Origin of the sequence: Amphritea opalescens, assembly GCF_003957515.1 — a bacterium.
In the GTDB taxonomy this organism is placed as follows: domain Bacteria; phylum Pseudomonadota; class Gammaproteobacteria; order Pseudomonadales; family Balneatricaceae; genus Amphritea; species Amphritea opalescens.
Genome location: NZ_RQXW01000014.1, coordinates 40128 through 63099, shown reverse-complemented (window position 1 = coordinate 63099; position 22972 = coordinate 40128). Strand labels below are relative to the sequence as shown.

General features: G+C 48.3%; 35 protein-coding genes. 3 read left to right on the top strand and 32 right to left on the bottom strand.

From position 1 onward, the window contains the following. Nucleotides 1–274 precede the first annotated feature (274 nt). Complete coding sequence (locus EH243_RS14365; RefSeq protein ID WP_126159362.1) at nucleotides 275–727, top strand: MarR family winged helix-turn-helix transcriptional regulator; 453 nt, start codon at nucleotides 275–277, stop codon at nucleotides 725–727. A gap of 581 nt (nucleotides 728–1308) precedes the next feature. On the opposite strand, the gene ssb is transcribed toward EH243_RS14365, so the two are convergent. Beyond that, nucleotides 1309–1881 (bottom strand): single-stranded DNA-binding protein, encoded by a 573-nt coding sequence (gene ssb / locus EH243_RS14360; RefSeq protein WP_126159361.1) that lies wholly within the window; start codon nucleotides 1879–1881, stop codon nucleotides 1309–1311. Between the two features lie 204 nt (nucleotides 1882–2085). Between ssb and uvrA the strand changes: the two genes are divergently transcribed. Further along, nucleotides 2086–4926, top strand: coding sequence for an excinuclease ABC subunit UvrA (uvrA, locus tag EH243_RS14355; protein ID WP_126159360.1), 2841 nt, complete (start codon nucleotides 2086–2088; stop codon nucleotides 4924–4926). Between the two features lie 86 nt (nucleotides 4927–5012). On the opposite strand, the gene EH243_RS14350 is transcribed toward uvrA, so the two are convergent. Further along, complete coding sequence (locus EH243_RS14350) at nucleotides 5013–5201, bottom strand: putative quinol monooxygenase (protein ID WP_420897540.1); 189 nt, start codon at nucleotides 5199–5201, stop codon at nucleotides 5013–5015. A 143-nt stretch (nucleotides 5202–5344) separates the two neighbouring features. Next, nucleotides 5345–6373, bottom strand: a complete 1029-nt coding sequence (locus EH243_RS14345) for a zinc-binding alcohol dehydrogenase family protein (RefSeq protein WP_126159359.1) — start codon at nucleotides 6371–6373, stop codon at nucleotides 5345–5347. A 95-nt stretch (nucleotides 6374–6468) separates the two neighbouring features. On the opposite strand from EH243_RS14345, the gene EH243_RS14340 reads away from it, so the two are divergent. Next, the gene (locus EH243_RS14340) at nucleotides 6469–7362 is read left to right on the top strand and encodes a LysR family transcriptional regulator (RefSeq protein WP_126159358.1); all 894 of its coding nucleotides are present in this window, start codon (nucleotides 6469–6471) and stop codon (nucleotides 7360–7362) included. 187 nt (nucleotides 7363–7549) lie between these two features. On the opposite strand, the gene rplQ is transcribed toward EH243_RS14340, so the two are convergent. From rplQ to tuf, 29 genes are all read right to left on the bottom strand, one after another. Further along, nucleotides 7550–7942, bottom strand: a complete 393-nt coding sequence (rplQ, locus tag EH243_RS14335) for a 50S ribosomal protein L17 (protein ID WP_126159357.1) — start codon at nucleotides 7940–7942, stop codon at nucleotides 7550–7552. Between the two features lie 40 nt (nucleotides 7943–7982). Next, a complete protein-coding gene (locus EH243_RS14330) occupies nucleotides 7983–8987 on the bottom strand; it encodes a DNA-directed RNA polymerase subunit alpha (protein WP_126159356.1) in 1005 nt (334 codons plus the stop codon). Nucleotides 8988–9013: 26 nt separating this feature from the next. Next, nucleotides 9014–9634: a 30S ribosomal protein S4 gene (gene rpsD / locus EH243_RS14325; RefSeq protein WP_126159355.1), complete on the bottom strand. Its 621-nt coding sequence runs from the start codon at nucleotides 9632–9634 to the stop codon at nucleotides 9014–9016. Nucleotides 9635–9652: 18 nt separating this feature from the next. Beyond that, nucleotides 9653–10042 carry a 30S ribosomal protein S11 gene (gene rpsK, locus EH243_RS14320; protein ID WP_019622838.1) on the bottom strand — a complete coding sequence of 130 codons (390 nt, stop codon included), beginning with the start codon at nucleotides 10040–10042 and terminating at the stop codon, nucleotides 9653–9655. Between the two features lie 24 nt (nucleotides 10043–10066). Further along, a complete protein-coding gene (rpsM, locus tag EH243_RS14315; protein WP_126159354.1) occupies nucleotides 10067–10423 on the bottom strand; it encodes a 30S ribosomal protein S13 in 357 nt (118 codons plus the stop codon). Between the two features lie 143 nt (nucleotides 10424–10566). Then, entirely contained in the window at nucleotides 10567–10683 is a 117-nt protein-coding gene (rpmJ, locus tag EH243_RS14310; RefSeq protein WP_083935407.1) for a 50S ribosomal protein L36, read from the bottom strand. A gap of 24 nt (nucleotides 10684–10707) precedes the next feature. Further along, nucleotides 10708–12036, bottom strand: coding sequence for a preprotein translocase subunit SecY (gene secY / locus EH243_RS14305; protein ID WP_126159353.1), 1329 nt, complete (start codon nucleotides 12034–12036; stop codon nucleotides 10708–10710). Continuing rightward, nucleotides 12037–12471, bottom strand: a complete 435-nt coding sequence (gene rplO / locus EH243_RS14300) for a 50S ribosomal protein L15 (RefSeq protein ID WP_126159352.1) — start codon at nucleotides 12469–12471, stop codon at nucleotides 12037–12039. It lies immediately after the preceding gene. 10 nt (nucleotides 12472–12481) lie between these two features. After that, entirely contained in the window at nucleotides 12482–12664 is a 183-nt protein-coding gene (gene rpmD / locus EH243_RS14295) for a 50S ribosomal protein L30 (protein ID WP_126159351.1), read from the bottom strand. Nucleotides 12665–12670: 6 nt separating this feature from the next. Then, nucleotides 12671–13171: a 30S ribosomal protein S5 gene (gene rpsE / locus EH243_RS14290; RefSeq protein ID WP_126159350.1), complete on the bottom strand. Its 501-nt coding sequence runs from the start codon at nucleotides 13169–13171 to the stop codon at nucleotides 12671–12673. 11 nt (nucleotides 13172–13182) lie between these two features. Next, nucleotides 13183–13533 (bottom strand): 50S ribosomal protein L18, encoded by a 351-nt coding sequence (rplR, locus tag EH243_RS14285; RefSeq protein ID WP_126159349.1) that lies wholly within the window; start codon nucleotides 13531–13533, stop codon nucleotides 13183–13185. A gap of 9 nt (nucleotides 13534–13542) precedes the next feature. Then, nucleotides 13543–14076, bottom strand: coding sequence for a 50S ribosomal protein L6 (gene rplF / locus EH243_RS14280; RefSeq protein WP_126159348.1), 534 nt, complete (start codon nucleotides 14074–14076; stop codon nucleotides 13543–13545). Between the two features lie 11 nt (nucleotides 14077–14087). Beyond that, nucleotides 14088–14480: a 30S ribosomal protein S8 gene (gene rpsH / locus EH243_RS14275; RefSeq protein ID WP_126159347.1), complete on the bottom strand. Its 393-nt coding sequence runs from the start codon at nucleotides 14478–14480 to the stop codon at nucleotides 14088–14090. Nucleotides 14481–14548: 68 nt separating this feature from the next. Further along, nucleotides 14549–14854, bottom strand: coding sequence for a 30S ribosomal protein S14 (rpsN, locus tag EH243_RS14270; protein WP_126159346.1), 306 nt, complete (start codon nucleotides 14852–14854; stop codon nucleotides 14549–14551). 10 nt (nucleotides 14855–14864) lie between these two features. Then, nucleotides 14865–15404, bottom strand: a complete 540-nt coding sequence (gene rplE, locus EH243_RS14265; RefSeq protein WP_091361841.1) for a 50S ribosomal protein L5 — start codon at nucleotides 15402–15404, stop codon at nucleotides 14865–14867. Nucleotides 15405–15418: 14 nt separating this feature from the next. Next, entirely contained in the window at nucleotides 15419–15736 is a 318-nt protein-coding gene (rplX, locus tag EH243_RS14260; RefSeq protein WP_126159345.1) for a 50S ribosomal protein L24, read from the bottom strand. 102 nt (nucleotides 15737–15838) lie between these two features. Beyond that, nucleotides 15839–16207, bottom strand: coding sequence for a 50S ribosomal protein L14 (gene rplN, locus EH243_RS14255; RefSeq protein ID WP_126159344.1), 369 nt, complete (start codon nucleotides 16205–16207; stop codon nucleotides 15839–15841). Between the two features lie 83 nt (nucleotides 16208–16290). Then, on the bottom strand, nucleotides 16291–16554 hold the full coding sequence (gene rpsQ / locus EH243_RS14250) for a 30S ribosomal protein S17 (RefSeq protein ID WP_091361846.1): 264 nt from the start codon (nucleotides 16552–16554) through the stop codon (nucleotides 16291–16293). A gap of 2 nt (nucleotides 16555–16556) precedes the next feature. Then, complete coding sequence (rpmC, locus tag EH243_RS14245; protein ID WP_126159343.1) at nucleotides 16557–16748, bottom strand: 50S ribosomal protein L29; 192 nt, start codon at nucleotides 16746–16748, stop codon at nucleotides 16557–16559. After that, on the bottom strand, nucleotides 16748–17161 hold the full coding sequence (gene rplP / locus EH243_RS14240) for a 50S ribosomal protein L16 (RefSeq protein WP_126159342.1): 414 nt from the start codon (nucleotides 17159–17161) through the stop codon (nucleotides 16748–16750). The genes rpmC and rplP overlap by 1 nt, the downstream gene beginning before the upstream one ends. 12 nt (nucleotides 17162–17173) lie before the next feature. Next, nucleotides 17174–17860 (bottom strand): 30S ribosomal protein S3, encoded by a 687-nt coding sequence (rpsC, locus tag EH243_RS14235; RefSeq protein WP_126159341.1) that lies wholly within the window; start codon nucleotides 17858–17860, stop codon nucleotides 17174–17176. An 11-nt stretch (nucleotides 17861–17871) separates the two neighbouring features. Beyond that, complete coding sequence (gene rplV / locus EH243_RS14230; protein ID WP_091361855.1) at nucleotides 17872–18204, bottom strand: 50S ribosomal protein L22; 333 nt, start codon at nucleotides 18202–18204, stop codon at nucleotides 17872–17874. A 15-nt stretch (nucleotides 18205–18219) separates the two neighbouring features. Further along, complete coding sequence (rpsS, locus tag EH243_RS14225; protein WP_091361858.1) at nucleotides 18220–18495, bottom strand: 30S ribosomal protein S19; 276 nt, start codon at nucleotides 18493–18495, stop codon at nucleotides 18220–18222. Between the two features lie 15 nt (nucleotides 18496–18510). Then, nucleotides 18511–19338: a 50S ribosomal protein L2 gene (rplB, locus tag EH243_RS14220; protein WP_126159340.1), complete on the bottom strand. Its 828-nt coding sequence runs from the start codon at nucleotides 19336–19338 to the stop codon at nucleotides 18511–18513. Between the two features lie 14 nt (nucleotides 19339–19352). Further along, nucleotides 19353–19649, bottom strand: coding sequence for a 50S ribosomal protein L23 (gene rplW, locus EH243_RS14215; RefSeq protein ID WP_126159339.1), 297 nt, complete (start codon nucleotides 19647–19649; stop codon nucleotides 19353–19355). Then, nucleotides 19646–20251, bottom strand: a complete 606-nt coding sequence (gene rplD, locus EH243_RS14210; protein WP_126159338.1) for a 50S ribosomal protein L4 — start codon at nucleotides 20249–20251, stop codon at nucleotides 19646–19648. The genes rplW and rplD overlap by 4 nt, the downstream gene beginning before the upstream one ends. A gap of 11 nt (nucleotides 20252–20262) precedes the next feature. Further along, nucleotides 20263–20901, bottom strand: coding sequence for a 50S ribosomal protein L3 (gene rplC / locus EH243_RS14205; protein WP_126159337.1), 639 nt, complete (start codon nucleotides 20899–20901; stop codon nucleotides 20263–20265). 102 nt (nucleotides 20902–21003) lie between these two features. Then, on the bottom strand, nucleotides 21004–21315 hold the full coding sequence (gene rpsJ, locus EH243_RS14200; RefSeq protein ID WP_036511965.1) for a 30S ribosomal protein S10: 312 nt from the start codon (nucleotides 21313–21315) through the stop codon (nucleotides 21004–21006). A gap of 419 nt (nucleotides 21316–21734) precedes the next feature. Beyond that, a complete protein-coding gene (tuf, locus tag EH243_RS14195; RefSeq protein ID WP_126159336.1) occupies nucleotides 21735–22958 on the bottom strand; it encodes an elongation factor Tu in 1224 nt (407 codons plus the stop codon). Nucleotides 22959–22972 lie beyond the last annotated feature (14 nt).

Genomic DNA, 22972 nt, shown 5'->3' with positions numbered 1-22972 from the left:
TTCTGAGATCTATCCTATATATCGGTACCGTCAAATCCTTTTAAAAACTAGTCATTGGAACAGCAGCCAGCACCCAGGCTAATGCGGCTAGTGTGATAAGTGGCTACATAATGTACTCCTCAATATTGGTTCGATCTTTTATTCATGCTAGTATCGAGAGATTGGTTGAGCGCAACAAACTTGTGCGCAATTAACTTGCAAGCAATCCTATTCTGGAATAAGCTCTTATACACGTTAATTGCAGGCAATATATAAAAAAAATAGGAATACACTAATGACAGACAAGATTGAAGAAACCGTACTTAAACCAGAAAACCTACCGTGCTTTTCCCTGTACAGCGCAGCCAATGCGATGGTGCGTTCCTACCGGCCCGTACTGGATGAACTGGACCTGACCTACCCGCAGTATCTAGCCATGCTAGTGCTCTGGAACGGAGACGCGCTGAATGTAAAAACATTAGGTGAAAAACTACACATGGACTCAGGTACAACCACTCCCCTGCTAAAGCGAATGGAAGCAAAGGGTTTGGTGTTACGTGAACGGTGCACACAGGACGAACGTGCATGCATTGTACGTCTGACTGAAGCAGGCAGGGCTTTAAAGCAACAAGCGTTGAAAATACCTAAAGTAATGGGCGCTAAAATCACCATCTCACCAGAAGAAGGGATGGCTCTAAAGGGTTTATGCGACAAATTGCATGATGGCCTAGTCGCTAACTCCCACTAGCGTGAGATCCGACCACCCTACTTCAATATGATCGAATGCCTGCAGTATAAGATACTGACTATTTGATGTAAAAATAGCCTCAGGCATGAAGGTTTGCAATCGACAACAACTTTTCGAATGTTTGAAGCGGCTCATATATCACTTAATGAGCTGAGGATTTCCGCTGAGTGTAGATTAAATCAGCCATCACAGAATGGGCTATCGATACCGATAGGCGTCAATTCACTTCCCGACCACCCTGCATTTATTCATATAAAAGCGCTCGCCTTGATGCTTTACTCTTATAAGAAGGCCCATCCTTTGAGCCGCTTAAACGCTATTATTTAACCCCAGATAAAACGAAAAAAAGATCATTTAGCGATCAGGAATGACTGTAAAACCCTCCATCTGAACAAAGCCTCTCGACTTTATGAAGTTGATGAGAATCGCTTATTATCGTTCAAATCCCTAATACCCCCTCAACCAAAAGCATCCTTTAAGCCGTAGCATTGCGGTAAGGTCTAGACGCAAAAAACCCCGCAATAGCGGGGCTTTAAGAGAATAAGTCTATGTAAAACGTTACACTTTACATTAAACGGGGCCTAGAACGGGATATCATCGTCAAAATCGTCCAATCCTGGCGCTGGCTGTGGAGCTTGAGGAGCAGCTTGAGGCGCTGGTTTTTGATAATTCTGTTGCGGCGGCTGTTGTGGCTGCGGCGGTTTCTGATAATTCTGTTGTGGAGCCTGTTGTGGCTGATAGTTCTGCTGTGGCGCCTGCTGTGGTTGTTGATAGCCGCCCGACTGAGGCTGCTGATAACCGTTGTTACCGCCATCACCACGACTATCTAACATCTGCATTTCGCTTGCCACAATCTCGGTGGTGTATCGATCTTGGCCCTGCTGATCCTGCCATTTACGAGTCCGTAATGAGCCTTCAAGATACACTTTAGAACCCTTGTGCAGGTATTCACCGGCGATTTCAGCCAATCGGTTGAAAAACACCACCCGATGCCATTCCGTCCGTTCCTGCTGTTGACCCGTTTGCTTATCCTTCCAAGATTCGGAAGTCGCCACCGTAATGTTGGTCACCGCATTGCCACTGGGTAAATATTTAGTTTCAGGCTCGTTGCCCAGGTTACCAATCAAGATGACTTTGTTAACACCACGTGCCATTGATCTCTCCAATATTCTTTAACGGTTTGCACACTCTTACTGCATAAAATTTGCAGTCACTGCATTAAATGAAGCATAGCATAATTCTTCTACTCGGCTGTGGATAATTATTACTGCCCGCAGCGATAAAAAGTGGTCAGATCAGGTGTCGGCGCAGGCATAACTCTTTATACTTGAGCTTTTGCATTGGACACGGAAACAACGATGGACAAGATAGTGGTTCGCGGCGCCAGAACACACAACCTGAAAAATATCGATTTGGATATCCCACGGGATAAACTGGTCGTTATTACCGGTTTATCCGGGTCAGGAAAATCCTCGCTGGCATTCGATACGCTCTACGCCGAAGGGCAGCGTCGTTACGTTGAATCCCTGTCTACCTATGCGCGGCAATTTTTATCGATGATGGAAAAGCCGGATGTCGATCATATCGAGGGGCTTTCGCCTGCAATTTCCATTGAGCAGAAATCCACCTCCCATAACCCCCGTTCAACAGTCGGCACCATCACGGAGATCTATGATTATCTGCGTTTGCTGTTTGCCCGCGCCGGTGAACCCCGCTGTCCCGATCACGACCTTCCTTTAGCGGCTCAAACCGTCAGCCAGATGGTTGACCAGGTATTGGAGCTGCCTGAAGGCTCGAAACTGATGTTATTGGCGCCAGTGGTGCAGGGCCGTAAAGGTGAGCACTTACATACGATCAGCGAACTTCGAGCACAGGGTTTTGTCCGAGTACGCGTGAACGGTATTGTCTGCGACATCGATAGCATTCCCGAGTTAGACAAGAACAAAAAGCACAATATTGAAGCCGTTGTTGACCGTTTTAAAGTCCGCGATGATCTACAGGTCCGTTTAGCCGAGTCCTTTGAAACCGCCTTGGCGATGACCGATGGTATCGCTACCATCAGCTATATGGATGGCGACGGAGAAGAGCTCGTCTTCTCGGCACGCTTTGCCTGCCCTAAGTGTGGGCATAGCATCCAAGAACTCGAGCCTCGGATGTTTTCCTTTAACAACCCCCATGGCGCTTGTTCCGCCTGTGATGGCTTGGGGGTAAAACAGTTTTTTGATCCGAAAAAAGTGGTCGGTGATAATACACTCACCCTATCTGAGGGGGCGATTCGAGGCTGGGACCGACGCGCACTTTACTATTTTCAACAACTTAAAGCCGTTGCCGACCATTACGGCTTTGATATGGATACCCCCTTTAAGGATCTGACCGACAAGCAGCAGCAGATGATTCTGGAAGGCAGCGGCAAAGAGGATATCGCTTTTCGTTATCTTAATGACCGTGGCGATATCATCAGCAAATCCCACCCCTTTGAAGGGGTGTTGAATAACCTATCCCGCCGTTATCGAGAAACTGAATCCGATATGGTACGGGATGATCTGGCTAAGTATATCAATATGCAAGAGTGTCCGGTTTGTGACGGTAGCCGACTGCGCCGTGATGCTCGCCATGTGTATATTGATGAAACCACCCTGCCGGAGTTAGTACGCCTATCAATCGGCGATAGCTGTGACTATTTCGACAGTCTAAAACTCAGCGGAAAACAGGGTGAAATCGCCGATAAGATCCTCAAAGAGATCCGCCTACGTCTGCAATTTTTGGTCAACGTGGGGCTCGATTATCTATCCCTTGAACGTAGTGCCGAAACGCTCTCCGGTGGTGAAGCCCAACGTATTCGTCTCGCTAGCCAGATCGGTGCCGGACTCGTCGGTGTTATGTATATTCTCGACGAACCGTCAATCGGACTGCATCAACGGGATAACGACCGCCTATTAAAAACCCTCATTCACCTGCGTGACTTAGGCAACACGGTAATTGTGGTCGAGCACGATGAAGATGCGATTCGCCTAGCAGATTATGTGATCGATGTGGGCCCAGGTGCGGGCGTCCACGGTGGTGAAATCATTGCTCAGGGTACTCCAGCAGAATTAATGGCCTGCAAAGAATCAATGACCGCCGACTACCTTTCGGGTCGACGTAAAATCGAGATTCCAGGCGAACGACATAAATCCGATGGGCGCTGGCTGCAACTGCACGGTGCCACCGGTAACAACCTGAACAGTGTCGATTTAGATATTCCACTGGGGCTGCTCACCTGTGTTACCGGTGTTTCAGGCTCCGGTAAATCAACACTGATTAACGGCACACTCTATCCTATCGCGGCCACCGAGTTGAATGGTGCCACCACGCTAGATGCCGCCCCTTATAAAGAGCTTAAAGGGATGGATATGCTCGATAAGGTGATCGATATTGATCAGAGCCCTATCGGTCGGACACCACGCTCCAACCCAGCGACCTATACCGGCATCTTCACCCCGATTCGTGAACTCTTTGCCGGCACACAGGAAGCGCGTTCACGGGGTTATAAGCCCGGACGTTTCAGCTTTAACGTGAAAGGTGGTCGCTGTGAAGCCTGTCAGGGTGATGGCGTGATCAAGGTCGAGATGCACTTCTTGCCGGATATCTATGTACCTTGCGATGTCTGTAAAGGTAAACGCTATAACCGAGAAACTTTAGAAATTAAATATAAGGGCAAGAGTATCCACGAAGTGCTCGATATGACGGTGGAAGATGGACGTGAATTTTTCGATGCCATCCCAGCCCTTTCTCGCCGATTACAAACCTTGATCGATGTGGGCCTTTCCTATATCCGTCTAGGACAAGCGGCCACCACCCTCTCCGGTGGTGAAGCACAACGGGTCAAACTGGCGAAAGAGCTGAGTAAGCGGGATACCGGTAAAACCCTCTATATTCTTGATGAGCCAACCACTGGACTGCACTTCTACGATATTCAGCAACTGCTCAATGTGCTTTATCGATTACGGGATCATGGCAACACCATTGTCGTCATCGAGCATAACCTGGATGTCATCAAGACCGCCGACTGGATCATCGATCTCGGCCCTGAAGGCGGCACCCGGGGCGGCTTAATCATCGCCACCGGCACACCCGAAGAAGTCGCTGAAGTAGAAGGCTCCTATACCGGGGAGTTCCTCAAACCGATGCTGGATAAGAATCATAAAGCCCAAGATTAACCAGGGCTTAGACGCAAAAAAGGCTGATGCAAACACATCAGCCTTTTTTATAACTTATTCACTTAGCTCAACAAAGATGCGCCATTTCATTCAGAATAAAGCTCTCCACAGCCCTTCAACGCCACTGAATAACTCTTTAGATTAACGTTATCCATGTGCGCTTCCCAAAGATCACGGAATTCCCAGCGTTCATAGAAAAGAAACCGAGTCCAGTTGTTATTATCCTGATGCAGATCGGGCTGCAAGCAACCAGCCTCTTGACCAGTAGATTCAATTAACTGGATTGATTCAGTTTTTACAGATCACTTTACGCTGACTTTAGCTCAATTCGGGCAACAACTATCAGTTCAGCGGTCATCATTGTTCCTAAGTTTCAGCGCCGAACGCAAGGTATTGGGACGAATTCCGTCCCGCAATGTTAAAAACCTTCGAGTACCACCTTGCCGATGGTGCTGCCGCTCTCAACAGCAGCGTGCGCCAGCTTTAAGTTGGTAGCATTGATAGCGCCAAAGTTGGTGCCTTGAGTGGTTTTGATCTCACCCGCATCAATCAATTCAGCAACGGCATTCAGCAGATCACGCTGTTTCGCCATATCATCGGTGTTGAACATTGAACGGGTATACATAAACTCCCAATGTAGTGATACAGACTTCATCTTCAACTGCATGATATCCAACGGTATTTGAGGGTCATCAATCAACGCGAGCTTACCCTGAGGAGCAATACTCTCAACGATGGCCGCGAAATGCTGGTCGGTAGCATTGAGGCTAACCACATGAGATACGGTATCAAAGCCGATGCGTTTAAGTTCTTCATTCAACGGCTGACGGTGATCAATAACAAAATCAGCGCCACGCTCTTTAACCCATTGCTGACTTTCCTCACGTGACGCCGTACCGATGACGACAGCATCCGTTAGTTTGGCAGCCAACTGCACAATAATCGAGCCCACACCACCGGCTGCGCCGATAACCAACACCTGCTCAGGCTTTGATGCTACACCATTAGCGCTCTTCTGCTTTAGCCCAAGGCGATCGAACAGTAACTCCCACGCAGTAATAGTCGTCAACGGCATCGCCGCCGCTTCGGCATCAGACAACGACTTAGGTGCTTGGCCAACAATACGCTCGTCGACTAGGTGGAATTCAGAATTCGTACCTTGGCGAGTCAGATCACCAGCATACCAGACACGATCACCCGGCTGATAAAATTCAACCTGCTCACCCACCGCGACGACTTCACCGACCGCATCCCAACCCAACACTTTGTATTCACCATTTTCAGGCTGTGCCCGCTGGCGCACTTTAGTATCGACCGGGTTAACAGAAATAGCATTAACCTTCACAAGCAGATCACGACCCGCAGCAACAGGCATCGGCAGATCGATATCAACCAGTGAATCCTGCTCTGTAATTGCCTGTGACTCTAAATAACCAATAGCTTTCATTGTCGACCTCCGTAAATTGATAGCGACATTGTGAACCGATATGCCTAAACTAAAAACAGGATAATCACTCAATCAGTTTCAATATATTTTTGATAATGAATACAGCCGACTTAGAATTATTTACCCGTATCGCCGACTGCGGCAGTATTACCGCATCCGCTGAACAACTGGGATTAACACCAGCCACAGCCAGTGCCGCCCTTAAACGGCTAGAAAAGCAATTAGATACCCAGTTGTTTATACGATCCACTCGGCAACTTAGACTCACCTCAGAAGGCGAGCATTTTTTAACGTTTTGCCGACAGGCGCTAACTTCACTCGAAGAGGGCAAAGCCTCACTGCATACCATTAAAGGTAAAATTTCTGGAGAATTACGCTTATCCATGCCATCAGATCTAGGGCGAAACTTAGTGATTCCTTGGATCGATGAAATAATGCTCAAACACCCTGAGTTATCTATCAAACTCAATATCGGCGATGATCTATCAAATTTTTATCTCGACCGTGTTGATGTCGCACTACGGTATGGCGAACCCGAAGACTCCTCCATGATTGCCTTCGAGATAGCCAATGTCGATCGCGTGATCATTGCATCACCTGAGTACATCGCAAAGGCGGGCAAACCAGAACAACCTCAAGATTTGAAAAAGCATAACTGTCTGATATTCCGACTCGGTAACCGCTCATTCAATACCTGGGATCTATACCAAAAAGATGAGCACCAGCGTATTTCAGTGACCGGTGACCGTGAATGCGATGATGCAGAGATCGTACGTCGCTGGGCATGTGCTGGCCGAGGGATCGCCTTTAAGTCGGAACTGGATGTGAAACGTGAATTAAGAAGCGGCAAACTGATAAAACTGCTGCCTCAATATCAGTCTAAGCCCACAGGACTCTGGCTCATTTGCCCTAGCCGAAAACAAGTGACACCGGCGGTGCTACTCCTACGGGATTTGTTAAGAGCAAAGGTGAGTGAAGAGCTCAGATAGAGTCATTACTAAATGAATAAGTAATCGCCATCACGGGTATATAGTGCCCTCTAGCAAAATACCGACCCTTTGATTAATCGATACACTACGCATAGCATCAGGCATTAAGAACGACCGAACGGTGCTGACATTATTTTTAGACAAAAAAAACCCGGCATAAGCCGGGTTTTATTAAGAGTCGAAGAGATTAATCTTCAGAATCTTCTACCGCTACAGCATCCGCTGGACGGTCAACTAGTTCAACGTAAGCCATCGGCGCGTTGTCACCCGTACGGAAGCCACATTTCAAAATACGAATGTAACCACCTGGACGACCTTCGTAGCGAGGGCCAAGTTCGTTAAATAGTTTACCAACAGCTTCTTTACTGCGGGTACGAGCAAAGGCTAGACGACGGTTTGCAACCGAGTCTACTTTTGCCAGTGTGATCAGTGGCTCAGCAACACGACGCAGCTCTTTAGCTTTAGGCAGCGTGGTCTTGATGAGCTCATGTTCAAACAGGCTTACAGCCATGTTTTTGAACATTGCTTTACGGTGCGCACTTGTACGATTAAAGTGACGACCTGATTTACGATGACGCATCTTTTTATCCTTGCCAAACTGTTAGGTTTAAAACCGCAGATCAGGAAGCGACTTTATCGTCGTTTCTGATGCTCGCAGGTGGCCAATTTTCAAGGCGCATACCCAGCGACAGACCTTTAGACGCCAAAACGTCCTTGATCTCGGTCAGCGATTTCTTACCCAAGTTCGGAGTCTTAAGCAGTTCTACTTCGGTACGCTGAATCAGATCACCGATATAGTAGATCTGCTCTGCCTTCAGACAGTTGGCGGAACGTACAGTCAGCTCCAGATCATCAACCGGGCGAAGCAGAATCGGATCGATTTCTGGTTCTTCCGGTTCATCGTTAACCTGATCCTTACCACCTTCCAGATCTACAAATACAGCAAGTTGTTGCTGCAGAATAGTTGCAGCACGACGGATGCATTCTTCTGGATCGATAGTACCATTGGATTCAATGTCAATGACCAACTTATCTAAGTCAGTGCGCTGTTCAACCCGCGCACTTTCCACTACATACGACACCAGACGAACTGGGCTGTAAGTAGCATCAAGAAGCAGGCGGCCGATGGTCCGAGACTCGTCTTCATCCGATACGCGCAGGTCAGCTGGCACATAGCCACGACCACGAACGATCTTCAGTTGCATGTTAAGGCTTGCACCTTCGCTCAAATGAGCGATGACATGCTCTGGATTAGCGATTTCGACGTCCTGATTCAACTGAATATCAGCTGCTGTAACAGGACCCGCTTCGCTTTTAGACAGAGTCAGGGTTGCTTCGTCACCATTGTGCAGCGCGACTGCAACACCTTTAAGGTTGAGCAGGATTTCGATTACGTCCTCCTGCACACCCTCGATGGTGCTGTACTCATGCAGCACACCCTCGATCTCAGCTTCAGTGATGGCACAGCCAGGCATTGAAGAGAGAAGGATACGGCGTAGCGCATTACCCAGCGTATGGCCAAAACCGCGCTCCAGTGGTTCCAAAGTAACTTTTGCACGAGTCGCACTAATTTCCTGAACGTCAATGTGACGGGGACTTAGAAACTCGTTTACTGAACGCTGCATAGTTCCACCAATTAAGAAGTCAATATTTACTTAGAGTACAGTTCGACAATCAGCTGCTCATTGATGTCAGCAGACAGTTCAGTACGTTCTGGCAGGGACTTGAAAGTACCTTCCATCTTCGCAGCATCAACATCTACCCACTCAACAGCAGTACGCTGAGAAGCCAGTTCAAGAGCGTGCTTAATACGCAATTGAGTTTTAGACTTTTCACGAACAGCAACCACATCACCAGCTTGTACCTGGAAAGATGGAACGTTCACTGATTGTCCATTCACTGTAATCTGACGATGAGAAACTACCTGACGTGCTTCAGCACGAGTAGATCCAAATCCCATACGATAGACGACATTGTCTAGACGCCCTTCCAGCAACTGAAGAAGGTTAGTACCCGTCGCGCCATTGCGACGAGCAGCTTCCTTGTAGTAGCTGCGGAATTGCTTTTCAAGTACGCCGTATGTACGACGAACTTTCTGTTTTTCACGAAGCTGTAAACCGTAATCTGATAAACGACCACGACGAGCGCCATGTACACCTGGAACATTTTCAGCTTTACACTTACTGTCCAGAGCACGAACACCGCTCTTCAGGAAAAGGTCGGTACCTTCACGGCGAGACAGCTTGCATGTTGGTCCTAAATAACGAGCCATATTATTACTGTCTCCGGATTAAACGCGACGTTTCTTCGGTGGACGACAACCGTTGTGAGGAATCGGTGTCACGTCCGTGATGTTATTAACCTTGTATCCACATGCGTTCAATGCGCGCACTGCAGATTCACGGCCTGGGCCTGGGCCCTTAACAAAAACGTCTAAATTCTTTAGACCATACTCTTGAGCAGCTACACCTGCACGTTCCGCAGCAACCTGTGCTGCGAAGGGTGTACTCTTACGAGAACCACGGAAGCCGGAGCCGCCTGCGGTTGCCCAACTCAGGGTATTGCCCTGACGATCAGTAATAGTAATGATCGTGTTGTTAAATGAAGCATGGATGTGAGCGAATCCGTCAACAACCTGCTTTTTAACCTTTTTACGTGTGCGATTACCTGGCTTAGCCATACTGGAAATTCCTATCGCTTACCATTACTTACGGATTGGTTTACGTGGCCCTTTACGGGTACGCGCGTTTGTCTTAGTGCGCTGACCACGAAGAGGCAAACTACGGCGATGCCGCAAACCACGGTAACAACCAAGATCCATCAAGCGTTTGATGTTCATGGATACTTCACGGCGAAGATCACCTTCAACTGTCAACTTAGCGACTGCGTCACGTACCGTATTCAGTTGATCTTCTGACAAATCTGCGATCTTTGTGGTTTCTTGAATTCCACAAGTAACGCAGAGGTCCTTCGCTGTCGTGCGGCCAATTCCGAAGATGTAAGTCAATGAAATTACCGCATGCTTATTGTCAGGAATATTGACGCCAGCTATACGGGCCATTCAATTTACTCCAACTTATTAGCATGCACCTGTGCTTTTCACAGGTACTGCAAATTCTTCTATTAATGGAAGGCGCGAGATTCTACACGCTGATCAAAAATAAATCAACCCTTCGCGCCTACCACTCCCAGACCAGGCGTTAATTAACCCTGGCGCTGCTTGTGTCGTGGTTCAACTTTGCAGATAACCCGCAGAGTACCGTTACGACGTACGATCTTGCAGTTACGGCAGATCTTCTTAACTGATGCACGTACTTTCATGATCAACTCCAAATAGCAGGGATACTAGCGCAGCAGGCCAGCACCGCCTCCTTTAAGATTCGACTTCTTCATCAGGGATTCATACTGATGGGACATCAAATGGGACTGTACTTGCGCCATGAAATCCATCACAACAACAACCACAATCAACAGTGACGTACCACCGAAGTAGAAAGGTACATTCCAGGCTACCACCAGGAACTGAGGCATCAAAGATACCGCAGTGATGTACAGAGCGCCAAACAGTGTCAGGCGGCCCAGTACGTTATCGATGTACTTAGCAGATTGCTCCCCTGGGCGAATACCCGGGATGAATGCACCAGACTTCTTCAAGTTATCAGCTACATCTTTTGGATTGAAAACAATCGCAGTATAGAAGTAACAGAAGAATATGATACATACCGAAAACAGCAGGATATACAGCGGCTGACCCGGACCCAGCGCAAGTGCGATATCCTGTAGCAGCTCCATGCCTTCAGTTTGACCAAACCATTGGCCAAGTGATGCAGGGAACAGCAGAATGCTTGAAGCGAAGATCGGCGGAATAACACCAGCCATATTCACCTTTAACGGCAAATGGCTAGACTGCGCAGCATACATGCGACGACCCTGTTGGCGTTTAGCATAGTTGATGGTGATACGGCGTTGACCGCGCTCCATAAACACAACAAAACCCACAGTGGCAACCGCCAGCACAGCAATGGCCAGCAACGCCAGGATATTAAGATCCCCCTGACGCGCTGATTCAAAGGACTGACCGACCGCACCTGGCAGACCGGCCACAATACCAGAGAAGATCAGAATCGAAATACCGTTACCGATACCCCGCTCAGTCACCTGTTCACCCAACCACATCAGGAAGACCGCACCCGCGACCAGCGTAACAACCGCTACAAAGTAGAAGTTGAAATCTGTTGCGAAGGCTACGCCCTGATTCGCCAGACCGACCGCCATACCGAACGACTGTACAGTCGCTAGAATAACGGTACCGTAACGTGTGTACTGATTGATCTTACGACGACCAGCTTCACCCTCTTTCTTGAGTTGCGCGAGTGTCGGACTCACCACCGTCATCAACTGCATAATAATCGATGCAGAGATGTACGGCATGATGCCTAACGCAAGAATACTCATTCGCTCCAACGCACCACCGGAGAACATGTTAAACATGCTCAGAATAGTGCCCTGATTCTGATCAAAAAGTGCAGCTAGGCGATCAGGATTGATACCAGGTACCGGAATATGTGCACCGATACGGTATACAACGATCGCAATCAAAACGAACAACAAGCGAGACTTAAGCTCGCCTAAGCCGTTCTGTACGCCTGCTGGTACTGGTCCTTTCTTAGCCATTTATTCCTCGACTTTTCCGCCTGCAGCTTCAATTGCAGCTAGAGCGCCTTTGGTCACTTTAAGACCTTTAACGGTAACTGCTTTGTTGATCTCACCAGAAAGAATCACGCGCGCACGCTTGATGCTGTCTTTGATGATATCCGCTTTTTTCAGTGCATCCAGATCGATAACGTCAGCATCGATTTTAGCCAGCTCGTTCAGGCGAATTTCTGCAACGAATGCAGCCTGACGAGAGGTAAAGCCGAACTTAGGCAGACGACGCTGCAACGGCATTTGGCCGCCTTCGAAACCTGGTTTCACTGAACCGCCGGAGCGGGATTTCTGACCCTTATGGCCACGACCGCAGGTTTTACCCAGGCCGGAACCAATACCGCGGCCTACACGCTTAGGAGCATGTTTAGAACCTTCGGCAGGACTCAGTGTATTAAGACGCATAATGAGCTCCTTATTCGCCTTCTACACGAACCATGTAGTTAACTTTGTTGATCATACCGCGTACGGAAGGAGTGTCTTCCACTACAACAGTGTGACCGATACGGCGCAGACCCAGACCCTGGACGCACAATTTGTGCTTAGGCAGGATACCGATGGTGCTGCGTACAAGTGTTACCTTGAGAGTAGATGCCATCGTTGATTACCCCAGGATGTCTTCTACGGACTTACCACGCTTAGCGGCAACATCTTCAGGAGATGTCATGCTAGCAAGACCGTTGATAGTTGCGCGAACAACGTTGACTGGGTTTGTAGAGCCGTAGCACTTAGCCAGTACGTTGTGAACACCTGCAATTTCCAGTACAGCACGCATCGCGCCACCGGCGATAACACCAGTACCATCAGATGCAGGCTGCATGTATACCTTAGAAGCACCGTGACGGGCTTTAATAGGGTATTGCAGAGTAGTGCCGTTCAGATCAACTGTGATCATGTTACGACGCGCTTGTTCCATCGCTTTTTGAATCGCCGCAGGAACTTCACGTGCCTTACCGCGACCGAAGCCTACGCGGCCATTACCGTCGCCAACAACAGTCAAAGCGGTGAAACCGAAGATACGACCACCTTTAACTACTTTGGCAACACGGTTAACCTGAACAAGTTTCTCTTGTAGGTCACCGTCTTTCTGTTCGTGATTTGCCATTGTCAAACCCCTTAGAATTCCAGGCCGCCTTCACGGGCTGCATCTGCCAACGCTTTAACTCGTCCGTGGTATTTAAACCCAGAACGGTCGAAAGCAACCTTAGTCACGCCAGCGTCTTTTGCGCGCTGAGCGATCAGTGTGCCTACTTTAGTAGCGGCATCAGTGTTACCAGTAGTATCACTACGCAGGTCTTTTTCTACAGTTGATGCTGCAGCCAAAACCTGACCACCATCAGCAGAGATAACCTGTGCATAGATGTGACGTGGTGTACGGGTTACACACAGTCGTACTGCGCCCAGTTCACGCATTTTATAACGGGCACGGCGGGCACGGCGAATACGAGATGTTTTCTTTTCGTTCATGACCCTACCTTACTTCTTCTTAGCTTCTTTACGGCGAACGAATTCGTCAGCGTAACGTACACCCTTACCTTTGTAAGGCTCTGGTGGACGGAAAGCACGAATTTCAGCTGCAGCCTGGCCCAGCGCCTGCTTATCGGCTGCTGTCAGCACGATAGTGGTCTGGCCTTCCATTGCAGCTACAACACCTTCAGGCAGCTTATAATCGATTGGGTGTGAGAAACCCAGAGTCAGGCTCAACGTATTGCCATTAACGGCAGCACGATAACCAACACCCTGAAGCAATAGTTTCTTATTGAAACCAGTACTTACACCAACAACCATGTTATTAACCAAAGAACGAGCAGTACCAGCCAGCGCGTTAGCAGTTTTGCTGCCATTGCGTGCGGCAAACTTCAGCACGTTTTCTTCTGTGGTTACTTCTACAGACGGGTGAACAGTCAGATCTAGGGCACCGTTACCGCCCTTTACATTAATCTGCTGACCATCAACCTTAGCTTCAACACCTGCCGGTAGGACAACGGGACTTTTAGCAACTCGAGACATATTTCCAGCTCCTAGAATACCGTACAGATGACTTCGCCGCCGATACCGGCAGCACGAGCAGCACGATCAGTCATCACACCACGCGAAGTGGAAACGATAGCTACGCCCAGACCGCCAGATACTTTAGGCAGCTCAGTAGCGCCTCGGTATACACGCAGACTTGGACGGCTAACTCGCTGGATAGACTCTATAACCGGCTTGCCTTCAAAGTATTTCAGTTCAACAGTCATCACTGGCTTGCCTTCGCCTTCAACGGCGAAGTCAGCAATGTAACCTTCCTCTTTCAAAACTGCAGCAACAGAGGCTTTCAGTTTAGAAGCAGGCATAGTTACAGCTGATTTCTCAGCCATATGACCATTACGAATACGGGTTAGCATATCCGCAAGAGTGTCTTGCATACTCATGGTTTATTTTCCTTTGTGCAGCGCAATGCGGTAGCAGGATGACAACCACCCTGCCCAGACCATTGTGCTTACCAACTAGCTTTTTTCAGGCCCGGAACATCACCACGCATAGCTGCTTCACGCAGTTTGATCCGACTTAGACCAAATTTACGGTAAACAGCGTGTGGACGACCAGTAACCTGACAACGACGAACCTGGCGAACCGGGTTAGCGTCACGCGGTAGCTTTTGTAGAGCTACCTGGGCATCCCAAACTTCATCTTCAGAAGAAGCTGGGTTTTTCACGATTGCTTTAAGAGCAGCACGCTTTTCAGCATACTTAGCAACCGTTTTTGCGCGTTTTGATTCGCGCGCTTTCATACATACCTTAGCCATTTCTCTACCCTTACTTTTTGAATGGGAAGTTGAGGGCTGCCAGCAGGGCACGACCTTCGTCGTTAGTGCGAGCAGTGGTGGTGATGGTAATATCCATACCACGCAGCTTATCTACCTTATCGTATTCGATTTCAGGGAAGATGATCTGCTCTTTCACGCCCATGCTGTAGTTACCACGACCATCAAAAGATTTCGGGTTCAGACCACGGAAGTCACGAATACGTGGGATCGAGATATCAACCAGACGGTCAAGGAATTCCCACATACGCTCACCGCGCAGAGTTACCTTGCAACCAATTGGCCAACCTTCACGAACCTTAAAGCCTGCAATTGATTTGCGGGCTAGGGTTACAACAGGTTTTTGACCTGCAATTGCCTGCATTTCTGCAACGGCATTATCTAGCTGCTTTTTATCACCCAGCGCTTCACCAACACCCATGTTCAGGGTAATTTTGGTCAGGCGTGGTACAGCCATCACGTTAGGACAGCTTAAATCGTCTTTCAACTGCTGCTTAACGGACTCGTTATAGAGTGCTTTTAATCTAGACATGGCATCAACTCCTATTACTTAGCGATAACTTCGCCGTTGGATTTGAAGATCCGGACTTTGTTGCCATCTTCCAGAACTTTGAAACCAACACGGTCACCTTTACCGGTAGCAGAGTTGAAGATAGCGATGTTAGATACTGCAATCGCTGCTTCTTTTTCTATGATACCGCCAGCTTTACCCACCATAGGGTTAGGCTTGGTGTGTTTCTTAACCATGTTGATGCCAGACACGATCAGACGATCATCAGCAAGAATACGCAATACTTTGCCGCGTTTGCCTTTGTCTCTGCCTGCAATAACGATTACTTCGTCGTTACGAATGATTTTACGCATTAATTATCCATCCTTTCCTACTACCCTCTCATGCTTAAAAACGCCAAGCCCTTTCGAGCTTAGCGTTTTTGCATAAATCCTGACTGATTAGGTCGGGATTTTTTATAGCACTTCAGGCGCCAGGGAAATGATTTTCATAAACTTCTCTGAGCGAAGTTCACGAGTTACTGGGCCAAAGATACGAGTACCGATAGGCGCGGAGTTGGCGTTCAATAATACCGCTGAGTTTGTATCAAAGCGAATAATTGAACCGTCCGGGCGCCGAACACCTTTACGGGTACGTACCACAACAGCATTAAGGACCTGGCCTTTTTTCACCTTACCGCGAGGAATTGCTTCTTTCACAGTAACTTTGATGATATCACCCACACCGGCATAACGACGATGAGAGCCACCTAGGACCTTGATACACTGTACTCGCTTGGCGCCGCTGTTATCAGCAACATCAAGCATAGATTCTGTTTGAATCATGGGTCTCTACTCCAAAATTCAGACTGTTTTCTTTGCTCTTTCGGGCCCAAAAAACAGCCTGCCAGAAGCAAAGGTGCGTTATATTACACCTTTACTGCCTGTTCTTCAATCTTAACTAGCGTCCAAGACTTACTTTTTGAAAGCGGACGAGATTCAGCAACAGTCACTGTGTCTCCCATCTGACATTCATTCTGTTCGTCATGCGCATGCAGCTTAGTAGAGCGAGTTACGAATTTCCCGTAGATCGGGTGCTTCTCTTTTCGCTCAACCAGAACGGTAATAGTTTTGTCAGCTTTATTGCTGATAACTTTACCGGTCACAGTACGTGTACGTTTTTCTGCGGCCATTATTAGTTACCTGCTTTCTGATTCAGTACGGTCTTAACGCGCGCGATATCGCGACGCACTTGACCCAGCATATGATTCTGAGTCAGCTGACCAGTTGCTTTCTGCATACGCAGATTGAACTGATCCTTGAGAAGACCCAGCAAAGTTTGCTGGAGCTCTTCAGCGGATTGTTCGCGCAGTTCAGTTGCATTCATCACATCACCGTCCGTTTAACAATAGTGGTGGCCAGCGGCAATTTCGCCGCAGCTAGGTTGAACGCCTCGATAGCCAACTCATCAGGCACACCGCTCATTTCGAACAGTACTTTGCCTGGTTTGATCTGGCATACCCAGTATTCAACACTACCCTTACCTTTACCCATCCGTACTTCAAGCGGCTTACCTGTGATTGGCTTGTCCGGGAACACGCGAATCCAGATTTTACCGCCACGTTTTACGTGACGAGTCATAGTACGACGAGCAGCTTCGATCTGACGAGCAGTAATACGGCCACGTTCTGTCGCTTTCAGTGCAATTTCACCGAAGCTAACAGTACCGCCGCGCTCGGCCAGACCGCGGTTGCGGCCTTTCATAACCTTGCGGAATTTAAGTCTCTTAGGTTGCAGCATTGATAATTACCCCTACTTTGAACCTTTCTTCTTAGGTTGAGCATTTCTTTGAGCGCGTACTTCTTCAATACCACCCAAAATCTCACCTTTAAAGATCCAGACTTTAATGCCAAGCACACCGTATGTAGTGTGCGCCTCGTAAGTACCGTAATCGATGTCAGCACGCAGGGTGTGCAATGGCACACGACCTTCGCGGTACCATTCAGACCGTGCAATCTCTGCACCACCTAGACGGCCACCAACCTGGATCTTGATACCTTCAGCACCCTGACGCATAGCATTCTGTACAGAACGCTTCATGGCACGGCGGAACATAACACGACGTTCCAGCTGGCTCGCGACGCTTTGAGCAACCAATTTAGCATCTAGATCTGGTTTACGGATTTCTTCGATGTTGATGTGAACCGGAACACCCATCATTTTTGATGTAGCGTTACGCAGTTTTTCGACATCTTCACCTTTCTTACCAATAACAATACCTGGACGGGCAGTGAAAATGGTAATTTTTGCATTCTGTGCAGGCCGCTCAATTTCGATGCGGCTAACAGATGCTGCTTTTAATTCGCCTTCCAGATACTCACGTACCTTAAGGTCGTTCAACAGCTTATTAGCGTATTCGTTCTTGTCTGCATACCACACCGAAGTGTGATCTTTTACAATTCCAAGTCGAATACCTGTTGGATGTACCTTCTGACCCATAGTGGTATCTCCTAGCAGTCAGCTACCTTAACGGTGATGTGGGAGGTGCGCTTCAAAATACGGTCAGCGCGACCTTTCGCACGCGGTCTTATGCGCTTCATGGTCATACCTTCATCAACGAAGATTTGTGAAACGCGTAGCTCGTCAATATCAGCACCTTCGTTATGCTCTGCGTTAGCAATAGCAGACTCAAGTACCTTCTTAACAAGCACCGCACCTTTTTGAGGGCTGAAAGCCAAAATATTCAGGGCTTCACCCACCGCCTTTCCGCGGATTTGATCGGCAACCAAACGCGCTTTCTGAGCGGAGATATGGGCGCCTTTGTGCTTAGCGGCTACTTCCATTTTCTTAACTCCCGATTAGCGTTTAGCTTTCTTATCTGCAGCATGACCTTTATACGTACGGGTCGCTGCAAATTCGCCTAATTTATGACCAACCATATCCTCGGTGACAAACACCGGTACGTGCTGACGGCCATTATGAACTGCAATCGTCAGTCCTACGAAGTTTGGAAAAACTGTAGAACGGCGAGACCAAGTTTTGATCGGACGACGATCATTGGCCTCAATTGCAGCTTCTACCTTTTTCAACAGGTGAAGGTCGATAAAAGGACCTTTCTTCAGTGAACGTGGCACAGCTGTATCCTCTGATTATTTCGCTTGACGACGGCGTACGATCATCTTATCGGTACGCTTATTCGAACGAGTTTTCTTACCTTTAGTCGGTACGCCCCATGGTGTCACAGGATGACGACCACCAGATGTACGACCTTCACCACCACCATGTGGGTGATCGACTGGGTTCATCGCCACACCACGAACGGTAGGACGAACACCACGCCAGCGCGTAGCACCAGCTTTACCTAGACGACGCAGAGAGTGCTCGGAGTTTCCGACCTCACCCAGTGTCGCGCAGCAATCAACCAACACTTTACGCATTTCGCCTGAACGCAGACGCAAAGTCGCGTGAGCGCCTTCACGAGCAATCAACTGTGCGGAAGTACCAGCAGAACGTGCAATTTGAGCACCTTTACCTGGTTTCATCTCGATACAGTGAATGACACTACCGACAGGGATGTTGCGCAGTGGCAAACAGTTACCTGGTTTAATATCAGCATTCTGACCAGATATCAGAGAATCACCAGCTTTAACACCTTTAGGGGCGATAATGTAGCGACGCTCACCGTCAGCGTACATCAGCAAAGCGATGTGCGCGGAGCGGTTTGGATCATATTCCAGACGCTCAACGGTAGCAGGGATATCCAGTTTGTTGCGACGGAAATCGATAACACGGTAATGTTGCTTATGACCGCCACCAATGTGACGAGTCGTAATGCGACCATAGGTGTTACGACCACCGGTTTTGCTTTTCTTTTCGACCAGAGCAGCGTGTGGCTTACCCTTGTGCAGATCAGGTGTTGTCACCGTTACTACATGACGGCGCCCAGCGGAGGTCGGTTTAGATTTAACAATAGCCATAATTCAAACCCCTCTTATTCGCCATCGATAAAGTCGATGTCGTGGCCGTCTGCAAGACATACATATGCCTTACGAACGTCAGAGCGTTTACCCATACCGCGCTGAGTGCGCTTGGTTTTGCCCTTAACGTTAACAACGTTCACGCCAGTTACTTTTACGTCGAACAACTGCTCAACAGCCTTCTTAATTTCAGGCTTAGTTGCATCAGTTGAGACGCGGAATACAACCTGCTGAGAACCTTCAGCAACAATCGTCGCTTTCTCAGAGATATGTGGGCCTAGCAGTACTTGATAGATGCGTCCTTCGTTCATGCTAACGCCTCCTCAACTTTCTTGAGAGCAGCAACAGTCACAACAACCTTCTCAAAACCTACCAGGCTGACAGGATCGATGCCAGCTGCATCGCGAACGTCAACGTGTGGTACGTTGCGTGCGGCTAGATACAGATTCTGCTCTACGTCTTCTGTGATCACTAGCGCGTTTGTCAACTCAAGCTCAGCGAGCTTAGCAACAAACTGCTTAGTCTTAGGCGCGTCTACTTGGAAGTCTTCAACAACAACCAAACGCTCCTGACGAACCAGCTCAGACAAGATGCAACGCATCGCAGCGCGATACATTTTCTTGTTAACTTTTTGAGCATGGTCGCGCGGCTGAGCAGCGAATGTTACGCCACCAGTACGCCACAAAGGACTACGAATAGTACCGGCACGTGCACGGCCAGTACCTTTTTGACGCCATGGCTTAGCACCACCACCGCTTACAGCGGCGCGGTTTTTCTGAGCCTTGGTGCCTTGACGACCACCGGCCAGGTATGCCGTAACAACCTGATGAACCAGTGATTCATTGAATTCTTTACCAAATGCTAGATCGGAAACTTCTACGCTTCCTCCAGCTCCTGCAAGATTCAGATTCATTTCAAACCCCCTCAGGCACCAGCTTTAACAGCTGATTTAACGATTACGTCGCCGCCAGTAGCACCAGGTACAGCACCTTTCACTAACAGCAGATTGCGCTCGGCATCGATGCGAACAACTTCTAGGGATTGAACGGTTACACGTTCAGCACCCATGTGCCCTGCCATCTTCTTACCTTTCCACACACGACCAGGAGTTTGACACTGACCAATAGAACCAGGAGCACGATGAGAAAGAGAGTTACCGTGTGTCGCATCCTGCATGGAGAAGTTCCAGCGCTTAATACCGCCCTGAAAACCTTTACCTTTGGATTGACCGGTTACATCAATTTTCTGACCCGCTTCAAAGCGTTCAACAGTCAGTTGATCACCAACATTTACTTCTTCGTCACCTGACAGACGGAACTCCCACAAACCACGACCTGCTTCAGTCTCTGCTTTCGCAAAGTGACCTGCAGCGGCCTTAGTAACGCGGTTAGCACGACGAGAACCTACAGTTACCTGCACAGCAGAATAACCATCAGTTTCTTCGGTCTTAACCTGTGTTACGCGGTTCGGTTCCACCTCGATGACAGTGACTGGCACAGACACGCCGTCTTCAGTGAAGACACGAGTCATACCTGCTTTACGTCCGATTAAAGATACAGACATTTTATAAACCTCACATTGCCAGTTGTGTACGGGGCTAAAACCCGCTATGGCTGCCTAAAAGGCATTCCACACGTAGATGTACTCATCTACGCAATCGTCTAATTAGCCTAAGCTAATTTGCACTTCAACACCCGCAGCAAGATCTAGCTTCATCAGTGCATCAACAGTTTTTTCTGTTGGTTCAACGATGTCTAGAACGCGTTTGTGAGTACGGATCTCATATTGGTCACGTGCATCTTTGTTCACGTGAGGAGAGATCAGAACTGTAAAACGCTCTTTGCGAGTAGGAAGCGGGATCGGACCATGCACCTGAGCACCTGTCCGCTTAGCAGTCTCAACGATCTCCTGAGCGGAAGAGTCAATCAGGCGATGATCAAAAGCCTTCAGACGGATTCTGATTTTCTGGTTTTGCATTTGACCACAATTCCTAGAATTAAAAAAAGGCTTTCGCCACCTAACCCCATTTAACGGGGTAGCGCATTCTACTTACCCTATACACCCAAGTCAAGCCTGTATTGTTTACAAATTAAACAGCCCGCCTTTAGCGGCGCTCAACAGCAGCCAAGTCAGCGCAACAAAAATCAGACAGAGAGAATCGATACTTAAGCAAAACAGGGAGATAAAGCAGAAAGCTAAAACAAAGAAGTGACTATCTATTCCCTCATTGGCGGACGTAAATGAGCGCGAGTCAATCCAAGCAGATTCTCTTAACACCCAGATTAGCGATGGGTTTTTGATACGGCCGCACAAAAGCTGAAATACGCTAAACTCAAGCTACATAAAAAAGACAAAAAAAAGCTCCCGAAGGAGCCTTTTTTATATATCAACGAAGATTAGTCGATGATTTTAGCTACAACGCCAGCACCAACAGTACGGCCGCCTTCACGAATCGCGAAGCGCAGACCTTCTTCCATTGCGATAGGGTTGATCAGGGTAACATCCATTTTGATGTTATCGCCTGGCATTACCATTTCAACGCCTTCTGGAAGCTCACAAGAACCTGTGATGTCACAAGTACGGAAGAAGAACTGTGGACGGTAACCTTTGAAGAATGGAGTGTGACGACCGCCTTCATCTTTTGACAGTACGTATACTTCACCTTCGAAACGAGTGTGAGGAGTGATTGTACCTGGCTTAGCCAGCACTTGACCACGCTCTACGTCGTCACGCTTAGTACCACGCAACAATGCACCAATGTTCTCACCTGCACGACCTTCGTCAAGCAGCTTACGGAACATCTCAACACCAGTACAGGTAGTTGTTTGAGTTTCACGGATACCGACGATTTGAATCTCTTCACCCGTCTTAACAATACCACGCTCTACACGGCCAGTTACTACAGTACCACGACCAGAGATAGAGAATACGTCCTCGATAGGCATCAAGAATGGCTGATCGATAGCACGTTCTGGTTCTGGAATGTAAGTATCCAGTGCTTCAACTAGCTTACGTACAGCCGTTGTTCCCAGTTCGTTTTCATCTTCGCCGTTCAACGCCATCAATGCAGAACCTGCAATGATTGGAGTGTCATCACCTGGGAAGTCGTAAGTATCAAGCAGCTCACGCAGCTCCATCTCAACCAATTCCAGCATTTCAGCGTATTCTTCAGAATCAACGCCGCCGCAATCTTCAGCCAGCAGGTCTGCTTTGTTCAGGAATACGATGATGTAAGGTACACCAACCTGACGAGACAGCAGGATGTGCTCACGAGTCTGTGGCATAGGGCCATCAGTCGCGCCACAAACCAAGATAGCACCATCCATCTGAGCAGCACCGGTGATCATGTTTTTCACATAATCCGCGTGTCCTGGGCAGTCAACGTGCGCATAGTGACGAATTGGAGAATCATACTCAACGTGAGAAGTCGCGATAGTGATACCACGTTCACGTTCTTCTGGCGCATTATCGATACCGGCGAATGAGATAGCTTTGCCACCGAAAACTTCTGCACATACACGGGTCAGTGCTGCTGTCAGAGTAGTTTTACCGTGGTCAACGTGGCCGATTGTACCAACGTTAACATGCGGTTTTGAGCGTTCAAATTGTTCTTTAGCCACGATTAATTCCTCAT